The sequence below is a fragment of the Sphingobacterium daejeonense genome (assembly GCF_901472535.1).
In the GTDB taxonomy this organism is placed as follows: Bacteria; Bacteroidota; Bacteroidia; order Sphingobacteriales; family Sphingobacteriaceae; genus Sphingobacterium; species Sphingobacterium daejeonense.
The window spans coordinates 2,923,225-2,937,524 of sequence record NZ_LR590470.1 but is presented as its reverse complement, the minus strand read 5'-3'; the positions used below and the strand labels follow the sequence as shown (position 1 = coordinate 2,937,524).

Below are 14,300 nucleotides of genomic sequence, written 5' to 3'. Positions count from 1 at the left end.
AGAAGACCTAAGCAATTAGGTCTTCTTTTTTATAGAATGATTTATGATTTTATCATTTTCTTGATTTCTTCAATATCATCAATTTCATGGGGTAATTTATCTTTCCGCCATCTTAAAATCCGAGGAAATCTCAAAGCTACACCAGATTTGTGTCTGTTACTCAATGCAATTCCTTCAAAAGCAATTTCGAAAACCAATTCTGGTTTTACAGTTCTAACGGGTCCAAATTTTTCCAAGGAATTAGCTCTAACGAACTTACTTACCTCAGCAATCTCAACATTGCTGAGTCCGGAGTAAGCTTTGGCAATAGTTACCAATTTATCACCATCTTTTACAGCAAAGGTATAGTCTGTATAATGGCCACTGCGTCTGCCGCTTCCACGTTGGGCATAAATCAATACAGCATCTATGGTCATGGGGTCGACTTTCCATTTCCACCAGTAACCTTTTTTGCGACCGACCTGATACTCTGAATCTTTAGCCTTAAGCATAAGACCTTCGGCGTTGATGGTTCCTGAATTTTCACGAATATCCTTTAATTCTTCCCAATCTTTGACCTTTATTTCTTTAGATATAATAAAATTGGGAGAATCAATAGCTTGAAGAAGCTGTGACAATCTTTCCCTGCGTTGAGATAAGGGGAGATGACGGATATCTTCACGGTCGATTTCCAATAAATCAAATGCTATAAATTTAATGGGAACTTCTTCCATCAACTTTTTGCCGATGTTTTTACGGTTTAATCTTCTCTGCAATTGGTTGAAGTTCATTACTCCTAATTCATCATAAGGGACAATTTCCCCATCGATCACAAAATCTGCATTTAATGTGTCAAATTGATTCATTAATTCTGGGAATTGCTCATTGACCATTTCCTCGCCACGAGACCAAATAAAGGTTTCGTTTTCTCTGTGAATGATCTGACCACGGATTCCATCCCATTTATATTCAATTTGCCAATCGTCGGGTTTTCCAAGATTTTCAAGATCATCAGTTAATGGATTTGCCAAACAAAATGGAAAAGGAGCAGATAAATTGATGTTGATATGGTCACCTTTAATAAAATCCTCGAATTTCATTTTTTCAGGATACCAGTCAGACATGAGGCTATGGGCAACTAGGTTAGCATCTACCTTATAATATTTTGCAAATGCATTGATTAAGGATTTTGAAGAAACACCTATCCTAAAACTACTTCCCAAAAGTTTATTGAATACAAATCGTTCAGTCTGATCTAAGTGATCCCAAGCGTCAATAATATATGATTTGACTTCATTCTCAGATTTAGTTGGCAAAGAAATAATCTCGTTCATCCATTCATCCAACGATTTATCTATGGTTTTGGTTGCTGGAGGGATAATTAAAGATATTGTTTCGGCTAAATCTCCAACGGCAAGATAACTTTCTTGAAATAGCCAATCTGGAACTTCCGAAATCTGTGTTGCCCATTGGCGCATAAATGAAGTCTTAACGGATCTTCGGGGTCTTTTTCCTGTAAATAGACGTAAAAACCAATATTTATCAAGTTCGGTAGATTCTTCCAAAAAATCTTCAATAGCAATGATCTTACTTCCAGTTTTGTTAGTGCTATCCAATGCATTGATAAGTTTTGCCAATACCTTCATACCTATTCTTTAATTATTGTTTCATCAATTTCCTCATTGGAGCCAAACTCTGTTGTAATCTCAAACGCTTCGGTACCCATTTCATTCAAATACCTTGTGAATTCTGACTTAAATCCATGTGTCACAAATACTTTTTCTGCATTCGTTTCTTTTATTGCGGTAAGAAGTCCTTGCCAGTCTGCATGGTCACTTATTGCAAAACCAGCATCGGCCGATCTCCATCGTCTTGCTCCGCGTACCTGCATCCATCCAGAACAAATAGCTGTATATGATTTGGGAATTCCTTTCAACATATTTGACCCAAATAGGGAGGGGGGCACAATAATTATAGAGTTTGATAGATCTTTAGGCTTATTCGAAAAATCTATGGTTTCGTAATCAGGTAAATAAATGCCAGAATCAATAAATGCTTTATTGATCCTTTCAATAGCATAATGGACATATATTTTCCCAACACCCTCTACAGCTTTCATAATTCTCTGCGCTTTTCCCAATGCATAACCAACTAATATTGAAGTAATTCCATTGCTCTGATTGTTTAATACCCAGTCAGAAAGGTTCTGATTCATTTGTTCTACCGAAAGCCAATTGTAAATTGGTAAACCAAATGTACTTTCGGTTATAAATTCATGACAACGAACGGGCTCAAATGGTGTACTTATTCCATCTGCTTGTACCTTGTAATCACCAGAAGCTACAGTAATTTTGCCTTTATATTCCATTCTAACTTGCGCAGACCCAATAATATGTCCTGCGGGATGCAAAGACACTTTTATGCCATTCATTAAAATCTCCTGATTGTAATTCAATGTTTGGACCTTAATATCAGATCCTAGTCTTAGTCTTAGAATTGGTTCTGTTAATGGATGGCATAGGTATTTTTTCATCCCAATTCTTGCATGATCAGAATGAGCATGAGTAATAATTGCATTATCTACAGGTAACCAAGGGTCAATGTAAAACTTACCTTGTGGACAATAAATACCTTCTCTTCTAAATTCTAACATGTAGCTAAGTCATTTGATATCAATAGAACAGGAATTTTTTCAAATTGTTCAGAACTTTTAAATGACGGCATTGTTTTACTAATAAATTTAGTAAATTTGTATTGGTTCACTAATATATTGAGCATATGTTTGGATTTGATGATAAATTGGAAATATTAGCTGATGCGGCAAAATATGATGTTAGTTGCAGTTCAAGTGGGGGAAAGCGAACTAATAATGGTGGGATAGGAGATGCCTCTGCAAGTGGCATTTGCCATACCTATACTGAAGATGGGAGATGTGTTTCACTATTAAAGATCTTAATGACCAATTATTGTATTTATGATTGTTCGTTTTGTGTGAGTCGAAGGAGCAATGATGTTCAGAGGGCAGCATTTTCTGTGAAAGAAGTAGTAGATCTTACAATGAACTTTTATAGAAGAAATTATATTGAGGGTTTGTTTTTGAGTTCAGGGATTTTTAAATCTGCGGATTATACGATGGAACGATTGATGTTGGTGGTAAAGAAACTTCGAACGGAAGAAAGGTTCAACGGCTATATCCACTTGAAAGCTATTCCTGGCGCTAGTGAAGCTTTATTAAAAGAAGCTGGATTATATGTGGATCGCATGAGTGTAAATCTTGAAATCCCGACGGAAGAAGGTTTGAAATTGGTTGCTCCTGAGAAAGACCATCAGACAGTAAAAGAGCCATTGGCAATCGTTCAAAATGAAATCAAAACCGTGCAGCGGGATAAAAAGATTTTCAAAAAAGTTCCTCATTTCGTTCCGGCAGGACAAAGTACGCAAATGGTTATTGGCGCAACACCAGAAAATGACCTTCAAGTAATGGAGACCGCTATTAAGTTCTATAAAGAATTTAACCTCAAACGGGTGTATTACTCAGGATATATTCCGATAAATGCAAATGACAGTTTATTGCCCAAAATTGGAACTGCTCCACCTTTAGTGCGAGAAAATAGACTTTATCAAGCTGATTGGTTATTGCGATTTTATGGATTTTCTTTGAATGAAATTTTAAACAACAGCCATCAACATTTAGAACTAGAAATTGATCCAAAACTTTCTTGGGCATTGAGAAATCCCCAATTCTTTCCAATTGATATCAATACTGCTGATTATAAATGGATCATTAGAATTCCTGGTATTGGAAGGCAATCTGCTAATAAAATTGTTCAAGCTAGGAAATATGGAAAACTTCGGGAACATCAGTTGAAGAAGATGGGAATAGCATTTAACCGAGCTAAATATTTTATGGTTTGTCAAGATACGGTTGTCAATACAGGATTTATATATCCAGATTCTGTAAAGAAGGCCATTCTGGAGCACAATCCTCAACCAAAGATTTTAACTTCAGCACCACAATTAAGCCTATTCTAATGAATTATTTGTTTGATGGAAGTTTCAATGGTTACTTATGTTGTGTATTTGAGGCATTTGAGAGAAAAGAGTTTTATGCTACACCGAAGGTTTTAACCATGTTAGAACCCAGTATATTTAATGATCAGAGAGAAATTTCAACCGACCTGAATAAATCTTCCCGAATTTTGAAAGGAATCGAAAAAATAATAGGAAAGAAGGACCTCAATATATTTTACCATAACTTTCTTGCCGATCAAAAAGAAGCATGGGAATTAGGTTTTAGGACTATCATTCGGTTATTTAAGGATGGTAAAATTGATATTCGGGACTACGGGAATCCCGAAATTTTGCAGATACATCAGACGATTAAGAAAGTAAGTCGGGAAAGACACAGAATGAAAGCATTTGTGAGATTCGTCAAATCCTCAGACAATCTGTATACTGCTTTGATAGAGCCAGATTTTAATGTTTTACCTTTGGTTACTACTTTTTTTAAAAATCGGTTTTCTGATCAACAGTGGTTGATTTATGATATCCGCAGAAATTACGGGTATCATTATGATGGAAAGGAGATTCACGAAGTCAGTAATTCTGACAATCACGAAATTGAAAATCCATATGCTATAGAATTAGATCTTGATCCAAGGGAATTGGAATTTCAACATTTATGGAAAACCTACTTTAAAAGTACGAATATTGAAGAAAGAAAGAATTTGAAATTGCATCTGCGACATGTTCCAAAACGGTATTGGAAGTATTTAGTAGAAAAAATATAATTATTTTTTATTTAGATAGAACTTTCTCCATTATGGATTGTTCATTCAGTACACATGACTATTAAATTAGCTCGCAAAGGCATAATGTAATAGAATTTTTAATCCCTTGTCCTAAGGCAGAAATGGATAAGGTTATTAAATAATATGACAGCCCCAAATTTATTTGGGGCTGTTATTTTTTAAGAGGGATATTTATACAAATACTCCAAAATTTTGTTGAACCAATAATGCTAGTTCGTTTACTGGAATTGTTGGCATTGGATCTTCCGAAGTTGTCCATTCCTTATTAGCAGGGTTATAAAACAGCATGTAATTAATGCTATCATCCTCAACAACACTAAATGAATGCGTTTGAGGGTCATATGTGACGCTGAATTTTATCTCGCGATCCATATGGTTGTGGGTAAATGTTCTATTTAAATCCATGTCTAAAAAACAAAGATCATGAATAATGGTTTGAATCACCTTTAAAAAACAATTCTAAAAAAATCAAAACCTTTTATTGCTCGAAGTGTTCTTTATATACAACACATTAATTATTTAATAACATTAAAAAAATTAAAGCATTATGGATTCATTAGATTTAAAAGGAAAGTGGAACGTATTAAAAGGAAAAGTTAAACAACAATATGCAGATCTAACTGATGATGATCTATTGTATGTTGAAGGAAAAGAAGACGAATTATACGGAAGACTTCAAGAAAAAACGGGTAAAACTCGTGATGAAGTTAAAACGTGGTTAAGAGACTTAGATAGATAATATCTTAGTCCTTTATAAAGAGAAAGCCCAACTTTACAGTTGGGCTTTTTCAATTTATCCACACCGTTATCATCTTTGCTACACGATGTAATTCCTAAAAATAGCAATGCAAATATTGGAAGAATCAATATTTTGCTCATAGAATTTGGTTTTCTTTTCATGTTTTTTTGGATTATACACAAATCTAGAGCTTAAGCATTTCTGCTAAAATACCTGTATACAAGTAATTAAAATAATCCTATTGGTTCCGAACTCTAAAAAATATTATTAACTATTTTAAGAGGTTAATTATATTTTCTATTGGCCGGCCTATGGCAGCTTGACCATCTTTAATCACAATTGGTCTTTCTATTAATATTGGATTTTCTAACATTACATCAATCCATTCTTCATCTGTCAATATCATCTGATTGTATTTCTCCTTGAATGAGGATTGATTTTTCCTCATTAAATCAAATGGCTTAATATTTAATAGCACTATAATTTCTTTTAATTCTTCTTTAGAAGGCACATTCTTTAAATATTCATGGATTTCAAATTCAAGATTTTTATCTTTTAGTAATTCAAAAGCTGCTCTGCTTTTGCTACAGCTGTTATTATGGTAAATTTTTATCATATATTTTATATATAGATCTGTAAGATATTATAATTGTATCATAGTTTCAACCTATTTGTCTATCACATTTATTATAGAAACTTATAAGTATTCTTATTTCTCTAATAATTATAATCTTGGGATATTTGTATATCAAAATTAGTTTTTATGAAGAAAAGTTTATTAGCTCTAGCTCTGGGGGGATTAGGAATTGGTGTTACAGAATTCACCATTATGGGAATGCTTCCTGATGTAGCGAGTGACTTAGGAGTGAGTATTCCAGAAGCTGGATATTTAATTTCGGCATATGCTCTTGGGGTAGTCGTTGGAGCTCCATTGCTCGTAGTAGGTATGAATAGGTTTTCACCAACTAAAACCTTGATAATATTAATGGCCCTATTTACTTTATTCAACGGATTATCAATCATTGCTCCTGACTATAATTTCTTACTGGCTTCTCGATTTATTGCAGGGTTGCCACATGGTGCATTTTTTGGAGTGGGGTCTGTGGTGGCAAGTAGAATAGCGGATAGGGGGAAGGAGGCTCAAGCAGTTGCTACCATGTTTTCGGGATTGACAGTAGCCAACTTACTAGGGGTTCCCATTGGTACCTATATAGGTCATCATTATTCTTGGAGATATACCTTTTTATTAATTGCTTTTATAGGTGTTTTGACCATTTTAGCATTAAAATTTTGGATGCCAAAAACTGAAGTTAGAGAATCAAACAAAAGTCCTTGGAAAGATTTTGCCATTTTTAAGAATGCCAATATTTGGTTTATGGTACTTATCTTTTCATTTGGTCCTGCGGCACTTTTTGCTTGGATTTCTTATATAGCACCCTTAATGAGCGAAGTCTCTGGAATAAATTCTCGGTTTCTACCTTACATTATGATCTTGGCAGGGTTGGGGATGTTTGTCGGAAATATGATAGGCGGAAAGCTGACTGATAGATTTTCACCATCCAAAGTTGTGGTTGGAGTTATGGTACTGCAGATACTATGCATGGTATTAATTTATTTTGTAGCATCCAATGCTTATGCTAATCTTTTGATGACCTTTATTACTGGCGTTGCAACATTTGCCCTGGTTCCATCATTAACATTATTGTTGTTGAATTCTGTCAAGTCCGATGCTGAAATGTTGGTTGCTTCATTAGGTCCAGCATGTTTTAATATTGCTAATGCTTTGGGCGCCTATTTTGGAGGATTGCCAATTGATTCAGGATATGGTTATACTTCACCAGTATTGGTTGGCGCATTATTATCCCTTATTGGAATCGGGATTACTTTGCTATATTTTAAGCAAGAAAAGAAATCTAAAATTGTTCTAAAGAAGGTAAACTCTGAAAAACTTGCTGATTGCGCTTAATAAATAAAGCCGTTCTTTTAGACGGCTTTGTTTAATGATTATGAACATTATGTTCATCATTTCCTTTTGTCGTTTTTCCTTCTTTAACTTCTATGCTAAAGTCGGCAAGATGGACCTTGCCATGTGTTTGAAACTCAACCCAAATTCTATACTTACCACTATTTTTGATATGAGCTTCAGCATAAATCGGATACTCATTATTGGAAGTTGGGTGGACATGGATCAAATTTTTATCTTTAACTCCGATCATGGCTATATGTGCTGAAGCACCAAGATACTGTTCTAAATCCGATTCAGATAGTTTTTTCCCATCCTTCTCCAAAGAGAACTTTAATCTTTGGGAATGTCCTGACTCAAGGTGGTCTGCACTTTCCAAGATTAACTTATAACCATCTACATCTGAAACGGTTTTTGGGATAAACTCTACAGATTCGCTCTTAGTTTTACCTTGGACTGTAAGTTCTTTTTTGTCAATGTTTTGAGAGCCATTTTGAGGTTTAAAGTCACTGAAAAGGATAAATTTTCCAGCAAAGGGAAAGATAGTTGTAACTGTAAAAAGTCCTGTTTTTTTCTCTTCTGGATGAATATGTTTGAACCAAGTGAGGTCTTCATTAACTACCATGAGATGCACTTTCATCTCATGTGAGATTTCCATCCGAACTGGTTTGTTTCCTTCAGAGAAAGTGAAATTCAATTTTACTTGTTGGTGTTCCTCTATGGGTTCAGGCTCTGCTTCCAGACTTACGTCTACCGAATTTTCCTCGGTTCCTTCACGTGGCACGAGGTTCATTCCACATTTCGGGCATTTGTCGCCTTTGTTGCCTCTAACCTCAGGATGCATGGGGCAGGTGTAATTATTGTTTCCACCATTATTCTGAACTTTGTGATTGTGATGATTTTCCATGATGACATGTTTTGTGTGATCAAATGAAGATAACCTTATAATCTTGTCCAGATTACATGGTTATTGTCCTTCTTATTTCAAAACAAATGTCACTGTCAAAAGTTCAAATTAATAGCAAAAAAGAATGGCTACGGGAAGAACCCATAGCCATTTTGTAAATTCAATTTTTATATTGATTTGTACTATGCAAGACGTACATTTACAGCGTTTAATCCTTTTTTACCTTTTTCTACTTCGTAAACAACTGTGTCGTTTTCACGAACATTGTCTCTTAATCCAGTTGTGTGTACGAAAATATCTTCACCACCATTTTCTGGTGTAATAAAACCAAAACCTTTTGTGTTGTTGAAGAATTTTACTTTTCCTTGTTCCATTGTATTAAATATTAATTATTGAATTATTTTTCGGCATAAAGCCATTATTTTTATGTTTTTATAAATCATGTATTATAATTAAGAAAGAAGTTAATGAGAATGTGCAGTACAAATTCAAATAGGACTTAACCTTATTTACAAAATTAGCGACTGAAAAAGCGAAGACTAAAAGAGATGAGTGAACTGATCGGTTTTAGATTAGCGTCGGCAGAGCCTGATTTATTTCTCAAATATAGTATAATTCCTTGAATAATAATCAATTATTTGAGATTATTTAACAAAAAATAAATTTGTTGCAATTAGAACTATTTAAGTTCTAGATGGTTCACTATTAAAAGAGATATTATTTGCTACATAATATAACTATAAAAAACTTGTTTTTAGCCTTATCTTTTTTAAGCTAAGGCTAATTTTTAAAAATTACACCTACTATGAATACTACTCATCAAATCCCATTTATTGTGGTTTTAGATACTGCTCGAAAGTTATTGGAAGAAGGCATTATCTCAAACAGTAAAATCATTACTTTCCCAGTAACAAATGTTGGATGTGCCTTCTTTTCTAATTCAGTTTTGATGACGGAAACAACCGGTGAAATGCATACGATGTATACAAAGGACGGCAAGAAATGGCAAATCAACATTAATGATGAGGTTTATTTTCTAGGTGATTATCCCAAAGTTTATAAAAAGTTTTAATAGTCTTTATTCATAAATATGAAAGCGAGCCAAAATACTTAGGCTCGCTTTTTTTTAGGTAATTGGTTTGATTTTAAAATTTGTATGTTGCTGTTAGATAGTAGGACCTTGGGGGATTGGAAACCGTTGAATAAGGTGTATTATTCTGCACAGCTTGATCGTATTCTTCTTTGGTGAAGCTGTTGTTTCCTGCCAAAGTCTCTAATATTCCTCCTGGTCTTACCCAACTCATAACCGCGTATTTATTGAATAAATTATTGATGTTCAAACTCAATTTTATCTTTTTGCTAACATCATAACCAGCTCCTAAATCAAATTGTGAAAAGGAGGGTAAGGTGAAAGTATTTACTACATTCGCTTGCCTTTTTCCTAAATGAGACCACGTTATGAAGCTATAAAATTTTCCTGTTGTATAAGTAGGGGTAATGTTCATTATAATTCTTGCGTTATTGTCGGTTTCATTTCCTGAATACGAAACCTTTGTATCATCCGCTAGTCCAGGATTATTTGCTACCCATTGTCCAAGATTGATGATTTTAGAGCGTTGGACAGTTGCTATACCCCCGAACACTAAAGTTTCTGTGCAATTGCCAATCAGCCTCGATTTCGACTCCAACAGTGCTATATTTTCCATAAAGCGTTTCTGGAACATAAAACCCACCACCTTCAGCCTGAAAAAATTGTCCACTAGGCACACCGCTTAATACGCTGTAAAAATGGGGTGACGAATAAATTCAAATCCTTCGTCCTAGCCTTCAATCCTAATTCAACTTGTCTTGTTGTTCGCTCTTGTGGATTCAATAATCCAATAGTTTCTTCTCTGTTTGCAGCGAAATAAACGTCTAAATCTGGTGCCTTTTTCCCTTGAGAATAACGTCCGTATAAAGCCATATTTTCGTTGAATTTATAATTTAATGCTCCTGAAAAAGAGAAGCTGTTTAATGTTTTGTCGAAGTTTACGGATGTAATTCTATCAACTGTATTATTATCATAAAAGGTTTTTGGGTCGCCATCTAATCCACCTTGAACTCCTGTTTTCATATATACACGCTCATTATGTCCCTTTACTTTCATGTTTTCATATCGTATGCCCCAATCAAAGGTCAAATTCGGATTGATATTCCAAGTATGACCGAAGAAAAGTGCCATTAATCTTTGAGTTGCATTAAAAGTAAGAGAAGCGCCATTATCACCTATAGCTTGTGCAATACCATCTGAATTGGTTACTTTATGCACACCTGTAGTTCCCGCCAAAGTTCCACCTGTAAAATCTAAGGTTAGGTATTGTGGTCTATTTTCAATTGTGCTAATTGCAACACCATCGACACCAGAATACCTCTCAACATCGGTATGCCCAAAATATCCTCCCATGGCAAAACTCATGTTATCGGTAGTTTTTTGAAATGTAAATTGGTCAATAAATTCCTTAACATCATTGTGGTATGCTCCAAAAGTGGTCATAAATACTCCATTTTGGAAGAGATCTTGACCAGGCAACTTATTTGAGACTGCAGTGTAGGTTGGCAGGCCGCCTTGACCTAAGGCTGATGCCACTTGCATCAACTCTTCACCCGTCTTGGCATTCTTGTATGAATACATCCCAATTCCTAGACCTTCCATACCAGACAATAAGAAATAGGAGGTAAGATCTGTCGCACTCATGGTTGTAACATTTCCAGGAGTATTATATAGAATATTATTTTTAGCATATCTAGCAGCATTATTGAAAGTCCAATTATTGCCCAACTGATGTTCCCAATTAAACCCCGCAGACCGGTATGTACTATGGACTAAATTTTTTGGATTAAAGTTCATAGTGCCTCCGTACATAAAATCTTGAGATTCATAATTTAGAGCAGGCATCAATACACTAGAATAAATGTTGAATCCAGGAGCTGGTTCTGGCTTATCATAACTATTGGTTGGAATAAATTGAACATACCCATTTTTGTCATTTAAGTATTTCAAGAAGATCTTTAATGTTCCCTTTGAATATTTTTTCATGATATTACCTTTGACTTGACCACCATTGTTCATAGCATAACCTGGATATCTTCCACTTTGATCATATCTATAAAATCCTCCAATGTTGTAAAACCAATTGTTTTGAATAGGGCCACCGATATTGAAATCAGCTCTACTAAAACTATGACCATCTGGACTTAGGAGGCCATATTTCAATCTGATTTCACCTGCTAATACATCACCACCTGTTTTGGAGACATAGTTGAAAATTCCCTCCTGGTGCATTTGCTGCTGTAATAGATGCAGTGCCACCACGGACAGCCTCAAGACGATACAGGGTAGCATCTGGTCTTAAAAAGAAATCTGGGCCATAATTGAAGTATGTAGAATTTGTAATCGGAAGCCCATCTTCTTGCATTGAAACATATTCGTAGCCAAAACTTCCATCTTGAGTACCTACTGTAATACCTCTGCTGGCAACTGAGTTCCGGATTTCTCCAAGTGAAGAATTCACAAATACCCCAGGGACATTCTTAAGTAAATCGGCAGCTGAAGAAGGAACTAGCTTTTCAATTTGAGCAGCATCTAAAGTCGATATGGCAACAGAAGCATCCATACGTTTTCTTTTGTCAAAAGTACCAGTCACAAATACTTCATCCATAGTGTTGTTGGCAGGTAATAATGTAATAGTAACAAACTGCCCTAAACTAGCTCTTTGTTCTTTAGGTTGATATCCCAGAAAACTAACTTGTAAAATGATTTCAGAAATCGTAAGATTTGTGATTTCAAATGTGCCATCAGCAGCAGAGGGCACAGTGGTTTTGGTTCCTTTGATTTTAATGGTGGCACCAGAAATGACATTTCCCTGTTCATCTTGAACCTTTCCACGAATACTATTTCCTTGTGCCAATGTGACGATTGGGCTGAGCATGATAAGCATGACAAGTGCTAGACAGCCAAAATATGGTATCTTAATTTTCATAATTTATTGGTTTTATTGGGTTAAAAGAGGATTGCTGATACAAATCCCTTTTTAACGTTATTCCTTTGCTTGAGTTACTTTGGATGTTTTATGATCAATGTCATAATAGGTGTTCAAAAATTCATAAAGTTCTGGATATACTCTATCAGGCAACATTCCATGTGGGTATCCAGGAAAATTGTGCAACTCAACAGGTACACCTGCTTCAATTAAATTAATTCCTAACTGCAATCCTCCATCTCTTAAGGGATCCACACCACAAGTTACAAGATAGGTTGCTGGCAAGTCCTTGAAGTTGTCAGTCATTCCGGGCAATACATTTTTAGGCGGATTATTAAAATTTTCTCCAAGATAATAGCGGAGTAGGATAGGGACATCAGCTCCTTTTACTCCGGGAATATCCCATAATTCTTGAATAGAAACTCTTGTTGTATCAATATCTCCTGGAGGGAAAATTAAAGCCTGTAGTTTAATTTCCGGTCCCTTTTTCTCACGGTTCATTAGAGCCATGCTTCCTGCAATACCAGCGCCAGCACTACCTCCGCCAACACCTAAGCGCTCAGGATCCCCATCGATCTGAGTTGCATTTTTTATACTCCATTGGAAGACAGCATAAGCATCATTCACTCCCGCAGGATATGGGTTTTCAGGAGCTAATCGATAATCAACAGAAATTACAACTACCTTTGCCCTAATAGCCATATTAGCACACATTTTATGGTCCCAATTCAAATTGCCGTAAATAAATCCACCTCCATGAAACCATAGAAAAATAGGAGATTTTGTTAAGCCTTTTGGTTTGTATATTCGAACGGGTATTGCAGGATCTCCAGGATTCAAGCCGGGTATATTTTCATAAACTATATCTACGCTGTCAGCATTGCTTAATTCTGGAATTTTCAATTGTTTTTCCTTTTCTCGAGACTCTTTAATATGTTGATCATTCACTAAAGTCGCTGGCAAAAAAGCTAATGGCGCAAACTTCGGTAATAATCGTTCGCTGACTTCCTGCCTGCTAAGGACTTTTACATCTTTTTTTTCCTGAGCTTGCAAGCTATGAGTGATCAGTAAAAGAAGGGAATATATAATGGTTCTTTTCATAATTTATATTATTTAATGTCCGTATTGATTTATCCAATTAACTACTTCTGAATAAACCATTTTTCTAATGCTACTGTCTTTTAGATTCAAATCATGATCAGCTCCTTCTATAGGAATCAATTTATGTTTGATGTTTTTGTCCTCTAATGTTTTTGCTAAAGATTGGGATTGAATAAATGGCACAACAGGATCTGCTGTTCCATGAACAATCAGAATTGGGATATCTTTAACCTGCGTGATAGGGCTACTTTTTGCAAATACAGGATCTATCTCTTTGCTTAAGTCATAATCCTTTCCAGTCATTTTCACCAATACCTCTTTTAATCCTGCGCTTTGGATGTAGCCCAATACTTCCTTGGTTGTAAAATCCACAGGCCCACAGAATTCTGTTATTGCATTAATTTTTTTTATCTGTAGTATAGCTATAGAGTAGGGCTAAATGGGCACCTGAGCTTACACCTGCCATAACAAAATTATTGCTTCTGATTTTCCATTCGTTTGCTTTAGAAATGCAATAGTTAAGGGCAGCATCAACATCAGCTAACATTGCAGGGTAATGGACATTATCATTATTTGCATACCGATGATTGATGCTAGCAACAGAAATTCCATTTGTATAGAGCGTATCCATAAAATCCTCTATATTCTCCTTGTTGGCCATCGTCCATGCTCCACCATGAATCAATAAGACAAATGGAGTTTCAGTAGTCCGATTTGCTGGCAGTTTTATATCCATAATATTTCTGCTGTCAGGACCATAGGCTACGTTTTTTAATATCAG

Annotated in this window: 15 protein-coding genes and 1 pseudogene; 5 read left to right on the top strand and 11 right to left on the bottom strand. The window is 35.3% G+C overall.

The window, feature by feature from the left end; genetic code table 11:
* Positions 1 to 41 precede the first annotated feature (41 nt).
* Both FGL31_RS14270 and FGL31_RS14265 read right to left on the bottom strand, forming a co-directional pair.
* A complete protein-coding gene (locus FGL31_RS14270) occupies positions 42 to 1,625 on the bottom strand; it encodes an ATP-dependent DNA ligase (protein ID WP_138092410.1) in 1,584 nt (527 codons plus the stop codon).
* A 2-nt stretch (positions 1,626 to 1,627) separates the two neighbouring features.
* Entirely contained in the window at positions 1,628 to 2,632 is a 1,005-nt protein-coding gene (locus tag FGL31_RS14265; protein WP_138092408.1) for a ligase-associated DNA damage response exonuclease, read from the bottom strand.
* A 125-nt stretch (positions 2,633 to 2,757) separates the two neighbouring features.
* On the opposite strand from FGL31_RS14265, the gene FGL31_RS14260 reads away from it, so the two are divergent.
* The gene (locus tag FGL31_RS14260; protein WP_138092406.1) at positions 2,758 to 4,011 is read left to right on the top strand and encodes a putative DNA modification/repair radical SAM protein; all 1,254 of its coding nucleotides are present in this window, start codon (positions 2,758 to 2,760) and stop codon (positions 4,009 to 4,011) included.
* On the top strand, positions 4,011 to 4,769 hold the full coding sequence (locus tag FGL31_RS14255) for a TIGR03915 family putative DNA repair protein (RefSeq protein ID WP_099370935.1): 759 nt from the start codon (positions 4,011 to 4,013) through the stop codon (positions 4,767 to 4,769). Before FGL31_RS14260 ends, FGL31_RS14255 begins: the two co-directional genes overlap by 1 nt.
* A 192-nt stretch (positions 4,770 to 4,961) precedes the next feature.
* Here the strand turns inward: FGL31_RS14255 and FGL31_RS14250 are convergent, their stop codons facing one another.
* Entirely contained in the window at positions 4,962 to 5,162 is a 201-nt protein-coding gene (locus FGL31_RS14250; RefSeq protein ID WP_138092404.1) for a hypothetical protein, read from the bottom strand.
* Positions 5,163 to 5,337: 175 nt separating this feature from the next.
* On the opposite strand from FGL31_RS14250, the gene FGL31_RS14245 reads away from it, so the two are divergent.
* Positions 5,338 to 5,529 carry a CsbD family protein gene (locus FGL31_RS14245; protein ID WP_099370933.1) on the top strand — a complete coding sequence of 64 codons (192 nt, stop codon included), beginning with the start codon at positions 5,338 to 5,340 and terminating at the stop codon, positions 5,527 to 5,529.
* A gap of 271 nt (positions 5,530 to 5,800) precedes the next feature.
* On the opposite strand, the gene arsC is transcribed toward FGL31_RS14245, so the two are convergent.
* A complete protein-coding gene (gene arsC / locus FGL31_RS14240; RefSeq protein WP_138092402.1) occupies positions 5,801 to 6,145 on the bottom strand; it encodes an arsenate reductase (glutaredoxin) in 345 nt (114 codons plus the stop codon).
* A gap of 147 nt (positions 6,146 to 6,292) precedes the next feature.
* Between arsC and FGL31_RS14235 the strand changes: the two genes are divergently transcribed.
* Positions 6,293 to 7,495 (top strand): MFS transporter, encoded by a 1,203-nt coding sequence (locus FGL31_RS14235; protein ID WP_138092400.1) that lies wholly within the window; start codon positions 6,293 to 6,295, stop codon positions 7,493 to 7,495.
* Positions 7,496 to 7,526: 31 nt separating this feature from the next.
* On the opposite strand, the gene FGL31_RS14230 is transcribed toward FGL31_RS14235, so the two are convergent.
* Together FGL31_RS14230 and FGL31_RS14225 are read right to left on the bottom strand one after the other, a co-directional pair.
* Positions 7,527 to 8,399 carry a DUF8832 domain-containing protein gene (locus FGL31_RS14230; RefSeq protein ID WP_138092398.1) on the bottom strand — a complete coding sequence of 291 codons (873 nt, stop codon included), beginning with the start codon at positions 8,397 to 8,399 and terminating at the stop codon, positions 7,527 to 7,529.
* Positions 8,400 to 8,581: 182 nt separating this feature from the next.
* The gene (locus FGL31_RS14225; protein WP_099370928.1) at positions 8,582 to 8,773 is read right to left on the bottom strand and encodes a cold-shock protein; all 192 of its coding nucleotides are present in this window, start codon (positions 8,771 to 8,773) and stop codon (positions 8,582 to 8,584) included.
* 431 nt (positions 8,774 to 9,204) lie between these two features.
* On the opposite strand from FGL31_RS14225, the gene FGL31_RS14220 reads away from it, so the two are divergent.
* Positions 9,205 to 9,471 carry a hypothetical protein gene (locus tag FGL31_RS14220; RefSeq protein ID WP_138092396.1) on the top strand — a complete coding sequence of 89 codons (267 nt, stop codon included), beginning with the start codon at positions 9,205 to 9,207 and terminating at the stop codon, positions 9,469 to 9,471.
* Between the two features lie 73 nt (positions 9,472 to 9,544).
* Here the strand turns inward: FGL31_RS14220 and FGL31_RS14215 are convergent, their stop codons facing one another.
* The 5 genes and pseudogenes from FGL31_RS14215 to FGL31_RS29060 all read right to left on the bottom strand — a co-directional run.
* On the bottom strand, positions 9,545 to 10,105 hold the full coding sequence (locus FGL31_RS14215; protein ID WP_171017685.1) for a TonB-dependent receptor domain-containing protein: 561 nt from the start codon (positions 10,103 to 10,105) through the stop codon (positions 9,545 to 9,547).
* 53 nt (positions 10,106 to 10,158) lie between these two features.
* Positions 10,159 to 11,721 (bottom strand): TonB-dependent receptor domain-containing protein, encoded by a 1,563-nt coding sequence (locus tag FGL31_RS14210; protein WP_138092392.1) that lies wholly within the window; start codon positions 11,719 to 11,721, stop codon positions 10,159 to 10,161.
* A complete protein-coding gene (locus FGL31_RS14205; RefSeq protein ID WP_138092390.1) occupies positions 11,675 to 12,418 on the bottom strand; it encodes a carboxypeptidase-like regulatory domain-containing protein in 744 nt (247 codons plus the stop codon). Before FGL31_RS14205 ends, FGL31_RS14210 begins: the two co-directional genes overlap by 47 nt.
* Before the next feature lie 57 nt (positions 12,419 to 12,475).
* Positions 12,476 to 13,519 (bottom strand): alpha/beta hydrolase, encoded by a 1,044-nt coding sequence (locus FGL31_RS14200; RefSeq protein WP_138092388.1) that lies wholly within the window; start codon positions 13,517 to 13,519, stop codon positions 12,476 to 12,478.
* Positions 13,520 to 13,552: 33 nt separating this feature from the next.
* Positions 13,553 to 14,255 (bottom strand): annotated as a pseudogene (locus tag FGL31_RS29060) (alpha/beta hydrolase fold domain-containing protein); the annotation flags it as partial.
* Between the last annotated feature and the right edge of the window lie 45 nt (positions 14,256 to 14,300).

Excerpts from the sequence above, each read along its gene's own strand:
- FGL31_RS14270 (WP_138092410.1), bottom strand. The coding sequence starts at position 1,625 with ATGAAGGTATTGGCAAAACTTATCAATGCATTGGATAGCACTAACAAA.
- FGL31_RS14265 (WP_138092408.1), bottom strand. The coding sequence starts at position 2,632 with ATGTTAGAATTTAGAAGAGAAGGTATTTATTGTCCACAAGGTAAGTTT.
- FGL31_RS14260 (WP_138092406.1), top strand. The coding sequence starts at position 2,758 with ATGTTTGGATTTGATGATAAATTGGAAATATTAGCTGATGCGGCAAAA.
- FGL31_RS14255 (WP_099370935.1), top strand. The coding sequence starts at position 4,011 with ATGAATTATTTGTTTGATGGAAGTTTCAATGGTTACTTATGTTGTGTA.
- FGL31_RS14250 (WP_138092404.1), bottom strand. The coding sequence starts at position 5,162 with ATGGATCGCGAGATAAAATTCAGCGTCACATATGACCCTCAAACGCAT.
- FGL31_RS14245 (WP_099370933.1), top strand. The coding sequence starts at position 5,338 with ATGGATTCATTAGATTTAAAAGGAAAGTGGAACGTATTAAAAGGAAAA.
- arsC (WP_138092402.1), bottom strand. The coding sequence starts at position 6,145 with ATGATAAAAATTTACCATAATAACAGCTGTAGCAAAAGCAGAGCAGCT.
- FGL31_RS14235 (WP_138092400.1), top strand. The coding sequence starts at position 6,293 with ATGAAGAAAAGTTTATTAGCTCTAGCTCTGGGGGGATTAGGAATTGGT.
- FGL31_RS14230 (WP_138092398.1), bottom strand. The coding sequence starts at position 8,399 with ATGGAAAATCATCACAATCACAAAGTTCAGAATAATGGTGGAAACAAT.
- FGL31_RS14225 (WP_099370928.1), bottom strand. The coding sequence starts at position 8,773 with ATGGAACAAGGAAAAGTAAAATTCTTCAACAACACAAAAGGTTTTGGT.
- FGL31_RS14220 (WP_138092396.1), top strand. The coding sequence starts at position 9,205 with ATGAATACTACTCATCAAATCCCATTTATTGTGGTTTTAGATACTGCT.
- FGL31_RS14215 (WP_171017685.1), bottom strand. The coding sequence starts at position 10,105 with ATGGAAAATATAGCACTGTTGGAGTCGAAATCGAGGCTGATTGGCAAT.
- FGL31_RS14210 (WP_138092392.1), bottom strand. The coding sequence starts at position 11,721 with ATGCACCAGGAGGGAATTTTCAACTATGTCTCCAAAACAGGTGGTGAT.
- FGL31_RS14205 (WP_138092390.1), bottom strand. The coding sequence starts at position 12,418 with ATGAAAATTAAGATACCATATTTTGGCTGTCTAGCACTTGTCATGCTT.
- FGL31_RS14200 (WP_138092388.1), bottom strand. The coding sequence starts at position 13,519 with ATGAAAAGAACCATTATATATTCCCTTCTTTTACTGATCACTCATAGC.